This window comes from Bradyrhizobium sp. IAR9 (assembly GCF_013408065.1).
GTDB lineage: Bacteria > Pseudomonadota > Alphaproteobacteria > Rhizobiales > Xanthobacteraceae > Bradyrhizobium.
The window spans coordinates 193,830-209,624 of the sequence record NZ_JACBZW010000003.1 but is presented as its reverse complement, the minus strand read 5'-3'; the positions used below and the strand labels follow the sequence as shown (position 1 = coordinate 209,624).

Genomic DNA, 15,795 nt, shown 5'->3' with positions numbered 1-15,795 from the left:
GCCTAACCCAGAGTCTCGACCAGCCGGTGCAGCGCCTGCGCCGTGGTCTCGCCATCCTGCACCAGCGCCAGGCGAATATAGCCTGCACCGGGATTGAAGCCGTCGGGCTGTTGCCGCGCCAGAAAGCTGCCGGGCACCACGCGCACGCCTGCTTCCTTGAAGAGTTTCAGCGTCACCGACACGTCATCTCCAATCTCGGACGTGTTGAGCCAGACGCAGAAGCCGGCATCAGGCCGGCGATAGCCGTAGCGGTTGCCGATGATCTGGTCGGCGAGATCGAACTTGATCCGGTAGAGCCGGCGGTTCTCCTCGACATGCGCCTCGTCGCCATAGGCAAAGGTCGCGACATGCTGGAGCGGCACCGGCACCTGCGGCGCCGCGATGTTGCGCAGCTCCAGGAACATGCCGATGAATTTCTTGTCGCCGGCGGCAAAGCCGACGCGCAGGCCCGGCAGGTTGGAGCGCTTCGACAGTGACTGGAACGCAGCCACGCGGGTGAAATCGGGGCCGGCGCATTCGAGCGCACTGCCCGGCGCTTCGCGGGTATAGATCTCCGAATAGCATTCGTCGCTGAGGACCATGAAGCCATAGCGATCGGCGAGGCTCTTCAGGCGCGTGAAGTAGTCGCGCGAGGCGACCGAGCCCTGCGGATTGGCCGGCGAGGCCAGATAGAACGCCACCGTGCGCGCCAGCGTCGCCTCGTCGATGGCATCGAGGTCAGGCAGGAAGCCGTTCTCGACCGTGGTCGGCAGATAGACCGGCTCGCACGCTGCAGCACCCGCGCCGGCGCCGTAGACCGGATAGAACGGGTTCGGCATCAGGATCGCCGGTTTGCCGGGGCGCGGGCCGACATAGCGGACGGCCGCGATCGCGGCGAGGAACAGCCCCTCGCGGCTGCCATTGAGGACGAGCATCTCGCTCTTGGGGTCGAGCGGTCGCGGCAGCTTGAAGCGCGACGACAGCCAGGCGCTCGCGGCGTGGCGGAACGGGTCGGTGCCTTGGTTCATCGGGTAGCGGCCGAAATCGGCGATGTGCTTGGCCAGCACCGGGCCGACGAAATCAGGCACGGGGTGCTGCGGCTCGCCGACCGCGAGCGAAATCAAGGGCTTGCCGGGTTGATGCGGCGCCAGCAGCTCGTTCAGCCGGACGAAGGGCGAGCGTCCGGCATCGGAGCTTCCACTGGCCTGTGGCGCACGGGATGAAGCGGTCATGACCATTCTGGGCGCCAGCACTCTCGGAACAGCCGGTCGCGCGAAGGCCCCGGCGGGAAGCGGTTCAGTTCACCATAGATAGGGCGAGGTTAAGACGCGATTAACCATCGACGGGCGGGTCCGTCCAGAGCAGGAATAATGAGGCCGGATAACAACGGGATGCGGGCCCCCAACCTCTCCCGCTTGCCGGAGAGGTCGGCGCGTAGCGCCGGGTGAGGGCTCTCTCCTCTTGGGGGTTCTCGCCCGCGGAGGCACCCCCACCCCGCCCTCCCCCGCAAGCGGGAGAGGAAGCGCACCGTCACCTTGGTTTGATTCGAACTTCAGCGCCCCGGCAGCTTCTCGAACGTCTTCATGCCGGCCGGGATCGCATGGAATTCCTGGATGTCGCAGGTGTAGATCGCCATCTGCGGATGGAACTGGGTCGGATCATCCAGCGTGCCGACTTTCACGACCACCGCCGGCAGTCCCGGAACCTTGGTCACCAGATGCGTGCCGCACTCGGCGCAGAATTCGCGCGTGACGGCGCGTTCGAGATCCTTGCGCGTGAATTGCTTGGGCTGGCCCGTGATGTAGCTGAAGCCGGCCGCCGGCATCGCGATGAAGGTGTTGGGTGCGCCGCCCGAGATGTACTGGCACTCGCGGCAATGACACTGGGCCTGCATCATCGGATCACCTTCGGCCTTGTAACGCACTTCGCCGCAATAGCATCCGCCTTCCAAGCGCATGACGACCTCCCGATTATCGTTTCTTGTGGTCGATATTTCTGCGCCGGCGGTGCGGAATGGCAATCCTTTTCTTGGCTGTGAAATCAAAAAGCACCCTGCCAAAAAGAAAGGGGCTCCAGCTTGCGCTGGAGCCCCTCAACGGTCAGGGCATTGCCGGGTATGTGCCCGAACCGTAGTTCTGGACGTGGTCTCCGGGGAGACCACGCCCGGGAGGAGACTTACATGTTGTAGGCGCGCTCGGTGTGCTCGGTGATGTCGAGGCCTTCACGCTCGCTCTCGACATTGGTCCGCAGCCCAACGATCACGTCGACGACCTTGTAGAGGATCGCCGAACCGATGCCCGACCACACCAGCGTGGTGCCGACGCCCCAGATCTGGGACATCATCTGCGCCGCGAAGTCGTAGTCGCCGACCTTCGGCGGGATCGCGGTGTAGTCCATGACGCCAGCGCCACCGAGGGCGGGGTTGACGAGGATGCCGGTGCCGATGGCGCCGACGATGCCGCCGACGCAGTGCACGCCGAACACGTCGAGGCTGTCATCGTAGCCGAGCGCGTTCTTCACGACGGTGCAGAAGAACAGGCAGACCACGCCGACGATGAGGCCGAGGACGATCGCGCCCATGACGCCGGAGTAGCCGGCCGCAGGGGTGACCGCCACGAGGCCCGCGACAGCGCCGGAGATGACGCCGAGCACCGACGGGTGACCCTTGATGATCCACTCCGCGAACATCCATGACAGCGCGGCGGCTGCGGTGGCGACGAAGGAGTTGGTCATGGCGAGGGCGGCGCCGCCATTGGCTTCGAGGTTGGAGCCGGCGTTGAAGCCGAACCAGCCGACCCAGAGCAGCGAGGCGCCGATCATCGACATGGTCAGCGAGTGCGGGGCCATCAGCTCCTTGCCGTAGCCGACGCGCTTGCCGATCAGGAGAGCGCCGACGAGGCCTGCGATGCCGGCGTTGATGTGCACCACGGTGCCGCCCGCGAAGTCGATCGCGCCCTTCTTGAAGATCCAGCCGGCGTCGGCATTAATCTCGTCGAGCTTGGCCTGCGCCGCGGTCTTCGCGGCCGCATCAGTGGCGGCAGCGAGCGCCTTGGCCGCATCCTGGATCAGGTCCGGACCCTGCCAGTACCAGACCATGTGCGCGATCGGGAAGTAGATCAGCGTGACCCAAAGCGGGATGAACAGGGCGATCGCCGAGAACTTCATGCGCTCGGCGAAGGCGCCGACGATGAGGGCGGGCGTGATCGCCGCGAAGGTCATCTGGAAGCACACATAGATGAGCTCCGAGATGTTGGCGTCGACCGAGAAGGTCGCGGCCTTCGTATCGGTGGTGACGCCCATCATGAAGGCCTTGGAGAAGCCGCCGATGAAGTCGGAACCGCCGGTGAAGGTGAGGCTGTAGCCGTACACGGCCCAGATCACGGTGACGACGCAGACGGTGTAGAACACCTGCATCAGGACGGAGAGCATGTTCTTGGAACGGACGAGACCGCCGTAGAACAGCGCGAGGCCGGGGATCGTCATCAACAGCACCAGCACTGTCGATGTCAGCATCCAGGCGTTGTCTCCCTTGTTGACCGTTGGCTCGGCGTAGGCCGCGGTCGCAGCGAACAGGCCGACTGCGAGAGCCGCCAATCCCGCGCCATAGGGACGCTTGAACGTCATATTATTCACTCCTGATTGGATAAAGGTTGAGCGCGAAATCAAAGGGCCGCGGCATCGGCCTCGCCGGTGCGGATGCGCACCGCGTGGTCGAGGTTGATGACGAAGATCTTGCCGTCGCCGATCTGTCCGGTTTTCGCGGCGGACGTGATGGCGTCGATGGTCTTGTCGACCTGGTCGGAGGCGACAGCGACCTCGATCTTGATCTTGGGCAGGAAGCTCACGGCATATTCGGCGCCGCGATAGATTTCCGTATGGCCCTTCTGGCGGCCATATCCCTTGACTTCCGTCACCGTGAGACCGTGAACGCCGATGGCGGTCAGGGCGTCACGGACTTCTTCCAGCTTGAATGGCTTGATAATCGCCATAACAATTTTCATGGGTCCTATCCCCGCTTGGGCCCGGTCCGGACGTGGCCGGGCGTTCTCGACTGGTTCGCCACGAGGGAGAAAGTTCACTACGCGGGCACAGCCTGGACCCTTAGAATCAAATGCCGTGCCAGATCGGGCGCATTGCCTAACGGACTATGAAAACGGGTGTTTTCGCGGTGGACGCGTATTGCGGTGCAGTGCGTTATTCCGTCGCGCCCAAAACGTGGTCACGCCTGCTCAAAATGCGAGCATGACAGGCTGCCGACACAATATTGCTCATGCGTCGGGCAGTGTAGAGGTAATTAAGTAGCGTCCCCGCTTACTGCAGGGCTTCGCCGTGCTGCGAAATATCGAGCCCCTCGAGTTCGTGCTCACGGGATACGCGCAAGGGCACGAACAGGCCGACCAGCTTGAGCAGGATGAAGCTCAGGCCAGCCGACCAGACAAAGGTGACGGCGACGCCATAGAACTGGATCAGGAGCTGCTGCGGGTGGCCCTCCAGCAGGCCGGCGGTGCCGCCGATGGCGCTGGTTGCGAACACGCCGGCGAGCAGGGTTCCGGTCAGGCCGCCGATGCCGTGGACGCCGAACACGTCGAGCGAATCGTCATAGTTGAAGCGATGCTTCAGCCAGGTGCAGGCCCAATAGCAAACCGCCCCCGCAATGATGCCGATGACGATGCCGTGCCAGGGTGCGACGAAGCCGGAGGCCGGCGTGATGGTGCCGAGCCCGGCCACCGCGCCGGAAATCATGCCGAGCACGGACGGCTTGCGCCGCGTCGACCACTCGATCGCGCCCCAGGTCAGCGCGCCGGAGCAGGCGGCAAGATGGGTCGCGATGATCGCCATTACGGCGCGTGAATTGGCCGCGCCCGCCGAGCCGCCGTTGAAGCCGAACCAGCCGACCCACAACAGGCCGGTGCCCATCACCGCGAGCGAAAGATCGAACGGCGAGAGATTTTCGGTGCCGTAGCCGTGACGGCGCCCCATCACCTTTGCCGCAACGAGGCCGCCGGTGCCGGCCGACAGATGCACCACGAGACCGCCGGCGAAATCCAGCACGCCCATGCTGGCGAGGAAGCCGCCGCCCCACACCCAGTGCGCCAGCGGAATGTAGACGAAGATGAACCAGGCGACCGAGAACAGGAGATAGGCGGAGAACCGCATCCGGTCCGCAACCGAGCCCGCGACCAGCGCCACCGTGATGATGGCAAAGGTCATCTGGTACAGCATGAACAGCGCTTCCGGGATGGTCTTCGCGGCCGGGTTGACGCTGTCCATGGTCATGCCGGCGAGAAACCAGCGGTCGAGCGTGCCGATCCACGGGCCGTCGCCGACGAAGCACAGCGAATAGCCGAACGCGACCCAGAGAATGGAGATCAAAGTCACGGCGGCGAGGCTCTGCGCCATGGTGGCGAGCACGTTCTTCTTGCGCACCATGCCGGAATAGAACAGCGCCAGGCCCGGGATCGTCATCATCAGCACCAGCGCGGTGGCGACGATCATCCAGGCGGTGTCGGCCGTGTTGATCTCGGAGGCCGCGGCGCGCGCCGGCGAAGCCATTATCGACACAAGTCCGATCGGCGCAGCCATGGCAGCTGCGCGGCGCAAATATCCCGCCATGTCGTTCCCCCCGGCATCAATTGGCGTCGCACATTGTGGCGTCGTTGCCCGGTGCGATCGAAGAAGATCAAAGCGTTTTCAAGCGAAGTGGATACCGGTTCGCGTGAAGAAAACGCGTCAAAACAAAATCTAGAGCGCGTCGCTGTCGGTCTCGCCGGTGCGGATGCGCAGCGCGTGGTCGATCGGCGTGACGAAGATCTTGCCGTCGCCGATCTGCCCGGTGCGCGCGGTCGAGGTGATCACGGCGACCGCCTTGTCGGCGACGTCGGAGGCGACCGCGATCTCGATGCGCAGCTTCGGCAGGAAGTTCACGACATATTCGGCGCCGCGATAGATTTCGGTGTGGCCCTTTTGCCGGCCATAACCCTTCACCTCGGTCACGGTCATGCCGTGGACGCCGATCGCCGTCAGGGCCTGGCGGACCTCATCGAGCTTGAAAGGTTTGATGATCGCGACGACGAGTTTCATGGTCAGGCCTATTCCCCGGGATGCGCCGCGCCGTATGTCCCCGGCGCAGCGTCAATCTGGCATCTTTCCGGGCAAATGGCACAAAAAAGTTGCAGACTGAAGCGGAAAAACGTTTGAGCTTATGAACGGCCGCCTCTGTACAGGGCATCCGTTCATCCTTCACAATGCATTTTTGGCATGGATGCGGTGAACCCGCGCCTGCCAAGCGGTACATAAGTATTTTGAGGGGACGCTTCATGGCGAGTTGGTTCTACGCATCCGAGGGCAAGCAGCAGGGGCCCTTTCCGGAAGGGCAATTCCGCGATCTCGTCGCCCAGGGCGTCGTGCGCCCGGATACGCTGGTGTGGACCGAGGGCATGGCCGGCTGGCAAAAGGCCGCCGAAATCCCCGGCCTGGTCGGGGGCGGCGGCGCGCCGCCAATGATCCCCGCGGGCGGCCCGCCGATGGTGGGCTCCGGTGGTTATGCCGGCGGCGGAGGCGGAGTGGCGGGATCGCTGGCGGTCGATTTCGGCGTCCTCGAGTTCACCTGGCGCAGCATCGTCTTGATGATCGGAATGATCTTCGTCATTCCGGCGCCGTGGGCGTTCGTCTGGTACACGCAATGGATCGTGTCCTGCGTCAAGGTCCCGGGGCGGCCGAACCTCAGCTTCACCGGCAGTGCGATGACGCTGGTGCCGTGGTATTTCGGCTTCATCGTTCTCGCCATCGCGCTAGCTTTCGTCGGCAGCCAGCTGCTGAGCAATCTGCTCTTCATCGTCCAGATCGTGCTCTACTGGCTCCTGATCAAATGGATGGTCGCGAACCTCGCCTCCAACGGACAGCCGCTGGGCTTGAGCTTCACGGGTTCGATCTGGGCCTATATCGGCTGGAGCCTGCTGTTCGGGATCTCCATCATCACCATCATCGGTTGGGCCTGGGTTGCCGCAGCCCAGATGCGCTGGTTCTGCCGCAGCATCGAAGGCACGCGGCGCGAAATCGTGTTCAAGGGCAGTGGCCTTGGCATCCTGTGGCGCGGCATCGTCGCCGCGATCCTGTGCAGCCTGATCATCCCGATTCCGTGGGTGTATCGCTGGATCATGAACTGGTTCGCGTCGGAGACCGTTCTTGCGCCGCGCGGGTCGCAGGCGGCCATGTAATGGCTGCTGGACGCTTGTAGCAAACGGACAAGATGTCGAACCGCATCTGGTTTCACGCGTCGGGCGGCCAGCAGAAGGGGCCGTTTCCCGAGCCGCAGTTTCGCGACCTCATCGCCCAGGGCATCGTGCGCGCCGATACGCTGGTCTGGGCGGAAGGGATGGCGGGCTGGCAGAAAGCCGGCGAGGTGCCGGGCCTCATCTCCGGCGCCGCAGCGCCGCGGTCATTGCCGGTCGGTGGAAGTCCGGGCAGCGACAGCGGCGGTCCGCTATCGGTGGACCTGCCGGTCTGGTCGTTCACGGGATGGTGGATCTTGGTGATGATCGGCAGTCTGCTGGTGATCCCGTCGCCCTGGACCGGGACAGGATATTATCGCTGGCTGTTTCCGCGCATGCACGTTCCGCAGCGGCCGAACCTCGCCTTCACCGGACAGGTCGGAGACATCTGGTACGTCTTCATCGCGATGGGACTGGCGGGCTGTCTGGGCTATATCGACAGCCTCCTCCAGATTTTCGGAGTGCCAGTTCAGGCCGTTTTATCCTGGGTGCTCATTCGCTGGGTGGTCGCCAATATCAGCTCGAACGGTCAACCGATGCGGATGACGTTCACAGGCAGCGTCTGGGGATTCGTCGGCTGGCAGATCCTGACGTTCCTCGCGGTCTTCACGATCATCGGCTGGGCCTGGGTCATGGCCGCGTGGACGCGGTGGATTTGCTGCCACGTCAGCGGGACGCGCCGCGAGATGGTCTTCACCGCCACTGGTCTTGATCTGCTTTGGCGCACAGTCGCGTTTTGCCTCGGCTGTCTTTTCATCATTCCGATCCCGTGGCTGCTGCGCTGGTATTTTACCTGGGGCACGACGCAATTCGTGCTCGTTGAGCGCAGCACTGCCGCCAATGTCTAGGACTTCCGTTCGCGCACGGAGCCTTCCTGCGCGACAGAGGCGACCAGCGTACCGTCCGGCTTGAAGATCGAGCCGCGGGTCAGGCCGCGGCCGCCGCGCGCACTCGGCGAATCTTGCGCGTAGAGCAGCCATTCGTCGGCGCGGAACGGGCGGTGAAACCACATCGCGTGGTCGAGACTGGCCGGCATCATGCGCTTGTCGAACAGCGTGCGGCCATAGCGTGCCATGATTGCATCCAGCAGCGAGAAGTCCGAGGCGTAGGCGAGCGCGCACATGTGCAGCGCTGGATCGTCAGGCAGCTTCGCGGCGGTCTTGATCCAGACGTGGATGCGGCCGTCGTCGATCTTCTGGCCGAAATAACGACCGAGCTCGACCGGACGCAGCTCGATCGGACGATCGGATTCATAATAGCGGCGGATGAACTCCGGCATCTCCTTGAACATCGGCTGCTTCGCCACCTCCTCCGCCGTGAGCTTCTCCGGCGGTGGCACGTCGGGCATCTTGTCCTGATGGTCGAACGCACTCTCCTCTTCGGCGTGGAACGACACCATGATCGAGAAGATCGCGTTGCCGTGCTGGATCGCCGTGACGCGGCGGGTCGAATAGCTCTTGCCGTCGCGCAGGCGTTCGACCTGGTAGATGATCGGGATCTGCGGATCGCCCGGCAGGACGAAATAGCAGTGCAGCGAATGCGGCAGCCGGCCCTCGACCGTGCGGCAGGCCGCGACCATCGCCTGCCCGATCACCTGGCCGCCGAACACCCGCTGCCAGCTGGTCTTCGGGCTGTTGCCCCGGAACAGATTCACCTCGAGCTGCTCGAGGTCGAGGATCGAAATGAGGTCGATCAGGCTTTTGGACATGGAGTGAGCTTTCTCGCCGTCTTTCCGGGGCGGATGGTCCGGAATGACACAATGGGCCGTTCCGCCCTTGTTTCACCGCACTGTTTCGCCCACCTCAAGTCTGCTAGCAAGACCAGGATTTGACCGGGAATTTGGGTATGTCGGTACAGGGTAGCATTGTCATTGGTGGCGGCGCGTTTGCAGGGCTTGCGCTGGCCCTGGCGCTGCGACAGGGGCTCGGGCCCGAGATTCCCGTCATCGTCGCCGACCCCGCGCTCGCCACCCGGCCGAGCCGCGACCCCCGCGCCACCGCGATCGTGGCCGCCTGCCGCCGCCTGTTCGAGGCGATCGGCGCCTGGGACGACGTCAGGAGCGAGGCGCAGCCGATCCTCGACATGGTCGTCACAGACTCGAAACTCGAAGATGCCACTCGTCCGGTCTTCCTCAATTTTGCCGGCGATGTCGCGCCGGGCGAGCCCTTCGCGCACATGGTCGAGAACCGCCGCCTGATTGATGCGCTGGTGGTGCGTGCCGAGGCCGAGGGCATCGATCTGCGCGCCACCACGGTCGCATCCTACGATGCGCGCGCCGAGGGCATCGACGTGACGCTCGGGGACGGCAGCGTCATCGCGGCCAGCCTGCTGGTTGCCGCCGATGGTGCGAGGTCAAAGCTGCGCGAGCGCGCCAGCATTGCCACCCATGGCTGGGAGTATGACCAATCCGGCATCGTCGTCACGGTCGGCCATGAGCGTGATCACGAGGGCCGCGCCGAAGAGCATTTTCTGCCGGCAGGCCCGTTCGCGATCCTGCCGCTCTCGGGAAAACGCTCGTCGCTGGTGTGGACCGAGCGGCGAGCTGAGGCCGCGCGCATCATTGCTCTCAGCGACGAAGAGTTTCACGCCGAGCTCGAGCAGCGTTTCGGCCTGCATCTCGGCGAGGTGAAGGCGCTCGACAAGCCGCGCGCGTTTCCGCTGTCCTATTTCGTCGCGCGCTCCTTCATCGCCACCCGCCTCGCGCTGGTCGGCGATGCCGCGCATGTCATCCATCCCATTGCGGGCCAGGGCCTCAACATGGGGCTGAAGGATGTCGCGGCGCTGGCCGAAGTCGTGGTTGATGCCGCGCGGCTCGGCATGGATCTCGGCGCCGCCGACGTGCTCGAGCGTTACCAGCGCTGGCGCCGCTTCGACACCATGGCGATGGGCGTTGCGACCAACTCGCTGAACTTCCTGTTCTCCAACCAGTCGACGCTGCTGCGCACCGTCCGCGACATCGGCCTCGGCCTCGTCGACCGCGCCCCGCCGCTGAAGAACCTCTTCATCCGCCAGGCCGCGGGATTGACGGGCGAGGTGCCGCGGCTGCTGAAGGGCGAGGCGTTGTAGGTTCCGCTGGCGCCATACACCCCGTCGTCGTCCCGGCGAAGGCCGGGACCCATACTCCGCAGCAAGAGTGCTGCGAGGACTCGGAGTTACCAGCGCGTACAACAACGCAATTCGGTGGTTATGGGTCCTGGCTTCCGCCAGGATGACACCGAGGATGTTGCGCGGCTATCGCACACCAACTTCGTAGCCCGGATGGAGCGAAGCGTAATCCGGGGCAGTCGTCACGACCTCAATCGATCTTTCTTGCCTCTTCCGGCAGCATGATCGGGATGCCGTCACGGATCGGATAAGCCAGCTTGGCGCTGCGCGAGATCAGCTCCTGCTTCGCGGAATCGAACTCCAGCGGGCCCTTGGTCAGCGGGCAGACCAGAATCTCCAGCAATTTGGGATCGACGCTGGCTTCGGGACGTTCGGTAGGCGCGTTCATTGGGGTCTCCGGCATCGCTTGCCTCTAGCACAGAAATTCGCGTCCGCCCATCGCGGGCTCAGGCTGCGATCATCGTCAAGACCTCGTCGAGCAGGGCCTGGAGCCGTGCTGCCGGCACCGGCGGGCCCGACAGGGCGAAGCCGAGGAACGTCCAATACAGGATCTGCGCCCGGGCCTGCGCGGTTGCCGGGGTGAGCCCGCGTTTTTCCAGCAGCCCCTCGATATAGTCGAGCCGGCGGCGGTCGATTGCGCGCACGGCCCCTTGCGCGGCCGCATCGAAGGCCGCCCAATTGCGTACCGCGCGCTCGAGCTCGAGCCGCGCGCCGAACGACCTTCGCAGCAGCGCCTTGAGCGGTTCGTCGCCGGCGGCTTCGACATCGGCGATGATCTGCTCGGCCGCGATCTCGCGCCAGCGCTTCAGCACGGCGGCCTGGAACGCGCCGAGATCGGCGAAATGCCAATAGAAGCTGCCGCGCGACACGCACATGGATTTTGCCAGCGGATCGGCCTTGAGCGCGGTGAAGCCGCTTTTGGCCAGCGCCTTGAGACCTTCCTTGATCCAGTCGTCGGCGGAGAGCTGTTCGGTCATCTCGGGTTCCCGGAGGCGAACCATACACTAGTGTATTGACAGGCCGCAGGCCAGCGCCTATCTCACCATACATAACTGTATGGAGAGATGATGATGCGTGATCTCTTGCTGCAATCCGCCGGCCTCGCCACCATCGCCGTAGCCCTCATTCATGGCGTCCTCGGCGAGACCAAGGTCTTCGCCCATGCCCGCATCGAGCCTGAACGGTTCCGCACCCTGATCCGCCTGGTCTGGCAGACCTCGACCGTGGCGTGGATCGGCGGCGGCGTCTTGCTGCTCGCGACTCCCTGGATGGCGTCCGAGCCCGCGCGGCACTGGATCGTCATCACGCTCGCCTGCGTGCTCGGTTTCGCCGCCTTCGCCAATGCCTGGGCCACGCGCGGCCGGCATTTCGGCTGGATGGCGCTCAGCGCCGTCGTGGCGATGACGGTCGCCGGCTACTGAGCGCCGAAACGACAAGCCACGCATGACTGCGACCCTGGGCTTCGATCTGCAGGGCCCTCAAGGCGCCAACACATCCGCCGCCTTAATCGCTCCGCAGGATCGAGGGGGATAAAGGCATCCACTGACACTCGTCACCGGAGGCCGGGAATGCGAAGTGCGGCCTAGCGCAATTGACAAAGTCGGTTCATCCCAGCCGTGAGGCGTAAGGCCGCAGCGCCCCTGCGAAGGCGGGCTGCGTGCGGACAGCGCTGATCTTTTGGCGGTCGTTAGAACAACTCTAAATCCAATTGGCCCCGTACCGGATTGACTTCACCATCACCTTTGCTTCCTTCAGTCCGGCTTCGCGGCTCGCGTAGCGCGCACGACAGAGGAGGAGACGTTCGTGAAGGTCATTCGTGTTGTTGCCATTGCACTGACGGTTGGAATGGGCATGGGGTCGGCGGCTATGGCCGACGGATTCAAGGACTGCACCAAGCTCGACAAGGCGTCATGGAAGCCGGCCAGCGAGGCCGAAGCCAAGGCCAAGGCGCTCGGCTACGAGGTGCGGCGCTCCAAGATCGAAGGCTCCTGCTATGAGGTCTACGGCGTCAAGGAAGGCAAGCTTTACGAGCTGTTCTACAGCCCTGAAGATCTCAGCCTGAAGCACACGATCGCCAAGTAAACCGCGAAGTAAACTGCGCGAGTTGATCCGCGCAAAGCAAGGCTTGAGGATGGTCTTCGCTTGATCGAAGAAGCGATGCCAAAAGCGCGCGGGGTGTCCGACCGGACCCCCGCGGATCGAACCGCTTCGCGGACGGTCGCGGTCTGGGACCTCCCGCTGCGCCTCTGGCACTGGGCTCTCGCGGCGAGCGTTCTGGCCGCGTGGTTCACGCCGACCGTTTACGACCGGACTCACCGCATCATCGGCTATGCGGTGCTCGGACTTCTCGCCTTTCGCCTGGCCTGGGGGTTTTGGGGAAGTCGCTATTCGCGCTTCCGCATGATCAGAGTGAGGCTTCGGGCGGCGCCAAGCTATCTCTGGAATCTGCGCCGCGGCATCACCGGCCGCTATATCGGGCTCAATCCCGCCGGCACCCTGATGCTGGTCGCGCTGCTGGCCTCGCTCGCCGTCTCGACGATTACGGGCGCGATGTCGGTCACCACCACCTTCTTCGGCGTCTGGTGGGTCGAGGACACTCACCATTATTCATCGGACGCGGTCATCGTCCTGGTCGTGCTGCACGTGCTCGGTGTGGTGCTGATGGGGCTACTCCAACGCGAGAGCCTGGTCCGCGCGATGATCACCGGGCGCAAGCGCATCCGCGGCCATTCCTAAATATCGTTGCCGATCGTTGCACGCGTCCTGCACCCCGCTCGGGCACGGTCGCCGCATGGCCTCGGGCCGTTCGTCGGATCAAGTTGTACGAGTACCGTTAACATGCCGGTAAGCATGCAATCATGCACGGCACAAAATTAACGTGAATGGCGTCTAGCCGATCCACCATCGATAACAATCGACGATGGAGCGCTGCTGAATGTTCCGCGTTTTCTCCTGCCTTGCGGTCGAGCACGATTGGCGGCTCGTTGTACTCGCTGGTCTGGTCTGCTTCGCTGCAAGTATTGTCGCGGTCAGCATCTTTCATCGTGCGATCGCGACGCGCGCAAGAAGGCGGTGGATCTGGATCACGATTGCCGGCGCGGCCATCGGATACGGCATCTGGGCAACGCATTTCGTCGCGATGCTCGCCTACGAGCCGGGCGTTCCAACGGGCTACGGCATCGTGCCGACCGCGTTTTCTCTCGCTGCGGCAATGCTCCTGACCTCGGTCGGTTTCGGCGTTGCAGTCGGCACCTCCGGCCTGTGGCGCGCGATGGCAGGGGGCATCATCATCGGCGGTGGCATTGCCAGCATGCACTATCTCGGAATGTGGGCACTTGAAGTGCCGGGTCGAGTCGCCTGGTCGGTGGACCTCGTGTTCGTCTCGATCATTCTAGGCATGTGTCTCGGCTGCGCCGCGCTAGCTGTCGCGCTCAGGTACCAGGGCTACCGGGGCACGCTTGCGGCGGCAGTCCTGCTGACACTCGCCATCGTATCGCATCATTTTACCGCCATGGGGGCGGTGCAGATCACGCCAGATCCAACGCGAGCGATGACGGATAGCCTTTCGCTTTCTCCGGCCTTCCTCGCGCTTGCTATCGCCGGCGTGGCGCTGTCCGTGCTGGGAATGAGCCTGATCGGCGTGCTGGCCGATCGTCGCCTGGCGACCCGGACCGCCAGGTTCGAGGAGATCATCAACCAGCTTTCGGTCGCCCGGCAGCAGCTCGAAGGCTCGCAGAACGAACTGCAGGACCAGAAGCTCAGGCTGGATACGGCCATCAACAACATGGTCGAGGCTCTCTGCATGTTCGATGCGGAGAAGCGACTTGTGGTCTGCAACGAGCGCTATGCCCGGCTCTATCGGTTGCCGCCGGAACTGCTGACAACGGGGACCCCGCACGCCGACATCATCAGGCATCGAGTCGTGACCGGCATTCTCAAGAGCGACACCAGCGAGGGCGCAGCCGAGCAGTTCCTGTCGAAATTGGCAGCGTTGCCGTTCGATGCAGTCTCGAGCAGAATCGACGAGTTCGCGGATGGTCGGTTGATCTGCGTGACGCGACAGCCAATGGCCGGCGGCGGGTGGGTGGCCACGCATCTTGATGTCACCGAGCAACGCCGGTCCGAGGCCAGGATCGCTCATATGGCGCAACACGATGCGTTGACCGATCTGCCAAATCGCGTGCTGCTCAGGGAGCGGATGGAGCACGCCATTGCGGTTACGCGTGGCGGCGGCGTCGATCTGGCCGTGCTCATGCTCGACCTCGATCGCTTCAAGGAAGTCAACGACACGCTCGGACATCCGGCGGGCGATTCCTTGCTGCGCGCCGTTTCTGCGCGTCTGCGCGAATGCACCACGGAAACCGCGCTGATCGCGCGACTGGGCGGCGACGAGTTCGCGGTGATCGACTACGTGACCAACCCGGCCGTCGAGGCCGCCACCCTTGCCGAGAACATCAGAAAGGCGCTTTGCGAACCCTTTGATCTCGGCGATCACCGGGTCACGGTGGGCACCAGCATCGGCATCGCCATCGCGCCGCGCGATGGCAGTGATTCCGACGTGCTGATGAAGAGCGCCGATCTCGCCCTCTACTCGGCCAAGAGTGGTGGACGTGGCGCATTCCGCTTCTTCGAGCCGGAACTCGACCAGCTCATGCATGCGCGACGCAACTTGGAGCGCGACATGCGGGATGCGCTTGCTGGCCGCGAATTCGAGCTGCACTACCAGCCATTCGTCAATACCGCGACCGGCGAGATCCGCGGCTTCGAAGCCCTGCTGCGCTGGCATCACCCGAGGCGTGGTCTGGTCTTGCCCGGCGAATTCATTCCGCTCGCCGAGGAGGCCGGCTTGATCGTGCCGCTGGGAGAATGGATCTTGAGGACGGCGTGTGCGGAAGCCGCCAAATGGCCTGCCCATCTCAGGATCGCGATCAACCTGTCTCCCGCTCAATTCAGGAGCAAGGAGCTCGTTCCGGTCATTGTCGATGCACTGGCGAGTTCGGGAATTGCGCCACACCGGCTCGAGCTCGAGGTCACCGAGACGGTGATCATGCATGACAGCGAAGCCGTATTCGCAGCACTTGGTCAACTGCGCGAGCTCGGCGTGCGAATCGCCCTGGACGACTTCGGCACCGGCTATTCGTCGCTGAGCTTTCTGCAAAGATTTCCGTTCGACAAGATCAAGGTCGACCGCAGCTTCGTCAACGAACTGTCCAGCGCAAGGGCGGACGCGCACCATCTCGCGCGAGCCGTCGTTCGCTTCGCAGTCAGCCTCGGCAAGACGACCACCGCCGAAGGCGTCGAAACGAAGGAGCAGCTGGACGTCCTCCGTGAAGAGGGGTGCGTCGAAACGCAAGGCTACTATTTCGGTCGGCCGATGCCTGCATCCAACATTGCGAAAATGCTGAGGCGAGGTAGCCAGGCAGCCGTCTGCGCTGCGTGA

General features: G+C 63.9%; 16 protein-coding genes. 7 read left to right on the top strand and 9 right to left on the bottom strand.

What is annotated here, in order from left to right:
• Positions 1 to 2: 2 nt before the first annotated feature.
• The 6 genes from GGD67_RS10015 to GGD67_RS09990 all read right to left on the bottom strand — a co-directional run bounded on the left by GGD67_RS10015 (position 3) and on the right by GGD67_RS09990 (position 6,060).
• Positions 3 to 1,217 carry an aminotransferase class I/II-fold pyridoxal phosphate-dependent enzyme gene (locus GGD67_RS10015; RefSeq protein ID WP_179732462.1) on the bottom strand — a complete coding sequence of 405 codons (1,215 nt, stop codon included), beginning with the start codon at positions 1,215 to 1,217 and terminating at the stop codon, positions 3 to 5.
• Positions 1,218 to 1,531: 314 nt separating this feature from the next.
• Positions 1,532 to 1,936 (bottom strand): GFA family protein, encoded by a 405-nt coding sequence (locus GGD67_RS10010; protein WP_179732460.1) that lies wholly within the window; start codon positions 1,934 to 1,936, stop codon positions 1,532 to 1,534.
• Between the two features lie 218 nt (positions 1,937 to 2,154).
• Complete coding sequence (locus GGD67_RS10005; protein ID WP_018323562.1) at positions 2,155 to 3,603, bottom strand: ammonium transporter; 1,449 nt, start codon at positions 3,601 to 3,603, stop codon at positions 2,155 to 2,157.
• A gap of 38 nt (positions 3,604 to 3,641) precedes the next feature.
• Positions 3,642 to 3,980 carry a P-II family nitrogen regulator gene (locus tag GGD67_RS10000; protein ID WP_008142813.1) on the bottom strand — a complete coding sequence of 113 codons (339 nt, stop codon included), beginning with the start codon at positions 3,978 to 3,980 and terminating at the stop codon, positions 3,642 to 3,644.
• Between the two features lie 310 nt (positions 3,981 to 4,290).
• Positions 4,291 to 5,592, bottom strand: a complete 1,302-nt coding sequence (locus GGD67_RS09995; protein WP_179732458.1) for an ammonium transporter — start codon at positions 5,590 to 5,592, stop codon at positions 4,291 to 4,293.
• A 129-nt stretch (positions 5,593 to 5,721) separates the two neighbouring features.
• Positions 5,722 to 6,060 (bottom strand): P-II family nitrogen regulator, encoded by a 339-nt coding sequence (locus GGD67_RS09990; protein ID WP_018323564.1) that lies wholly within the window; start codon positions 6,058 to 6,060, stop codon positions 5,722 to 5,724.
• 236 nt (positions 6,061 to 6,296) lie between these two features.
• Here GGD67_RS09990 and GGD67_RS09985 point away from each other — a divergent pair, with 236 nt between their 5' ends.
• Both GGD67_RS09985 and GGD67_RS09980 read left to right on the top strand, forming a co-directional pair.
• Entirely contained in the window at positions 6,297 to 7,196 is a 900-nt protein-coding gene (locus GGD67_RS09985) for a DUF4339 domain-containing protein (protein ID WP_179732456.1), read from the top strand.
• Positions 7,197 to 7,228: 32 nt separating this feature from the next.
• Positions 7,229 to 8,098, top strand: coding sequence for a DUF4339 domain-containing protein (locus GGD67_RS09980; RefSeq protein WP_179732454.1), 870 nt, complete (start codon positions 7,229 to 7,231; stop codon positions 8,096 to 8,098).
• On the opposite strand, the gene tesB is transcribed toward GGD67_RS09980, so the two are convergent.
• Positions 8,095 to 8,958: an acyl-CoA thioesterase II gene (gene tesB, locus GGD67_RS09975; protein WP_018323567.1), complete on the bottom strand. Its 864-nt coding sequence runs from the start codon at positions 8,956 to 8,958 to the stop codon at positions 8,095 to 8,097. The two genes, GGD67_RS09980 and tesB, sit on opposite strands and share 4 nt — an antisense overlap.
• A gap of 137 nt (positions 8,959 to 9,095) precedes the next feature.
• Between tesB and GGD67_RS09970 the strand changes: the two genes are divergently transcribed.
• Positions 9,096 to 10,316, top strand: coding sequence for a ubiquinone biosynthesis hydroxylase (locus GGD67_RS09970; protein ID WP_179732452.1), 1,221 nt, complete (start codon positions 9,096 to 9,098; stop codon positions 10,314 to 10,316).
• A 229-nt stretch (positions 10,317 to 10,545) separates the two neighbouring features.
• On the opposite strand, the gene GGD67_RS09965 is transcribed toward GGD67_RS09970, so the two are convergent.
• Positions 10,546 to 10,743: a Trm112 family protein gene (locus GGD67_RS09965; RefSeq protein ID WP_007598651.1), complete on the bottom strand. Its 198-nt coding sequence runs from the start codon at positions 10,741 to 10,743 to the stop codon at positions 10,546 to 10,548.
• A 58-nt stretch (positions 10,744 to 10,801) separates the two neighbouring features.
• Entirely contained in the window at positions 10,802 to 11,332 is a 531-nt protein-coding gene (locus tag GGD67_RS09960; RefSeq protein ID WP_179732451.1) for a TetR/AcrR family transcriptional regulator, read from the bottom strand.
• A 93-nt stretch (positions 11,333 to 11,425) separates the two neighbouring features.
• Between GGD67_RS09960 and GGD67_RS09955 the strand changes: the two genes are divergently transcribed.
• The 4 genes from GGD67_RS09955 (at position 11,426) to GGD67_RS09940 (ending at position 15,795) form a co-directional block, all read left to right on the top strand.
• The gene (locus tag GGD67_RS09955; RefSeq protein ID WP_179732449.1) at positions 11,426 to 11,776 is read left to right on the top strand and encodes a hypothetical protein; all 351 of its coding nucleotides are present in this window, start codon (positions 11,426 to 11,428) and stop codon (positions 11,774 to 11,776) included.
• A 382-nt stretch (positions 11,777 to 12,158) separates the two neighbouring features.
• Positions 12,159 to 12,437 (top strand): PepSY domain-containing protein, encoded by a 279-nt coding sequence (locus tag GGD67_RS09950; protein WP_018323571.1) that lies wholly within the window; start codon positions 12,159 to 12,161, stop codon positions 12,435 to 12,437.
• Positions 12,438 to 12,512: 75 nt separating this feature from the next.
• A complete protein-coding gene (locus tag GGD67_RS09945) occupies positions 12,513 to 13,091 on the top strand; it encodes a cytochrome b/b6 domain-containing protein (RefSeq protein WP_049815150.1) in 579 nt (192 codons plus the stop codon).
• 199 nt (positions 13,092 to 13,290) lie between these two features.
• Positions 13,291 to 15,795, top strand: coding sequence for an EAL domain-containing protein (locus GGD67_RS09940; RefSeq protein ID WP_179732447.1), 2,505 nt, complete (start codon positions 13,291 to 13,293; stop codon positions 15,793 to 15,795).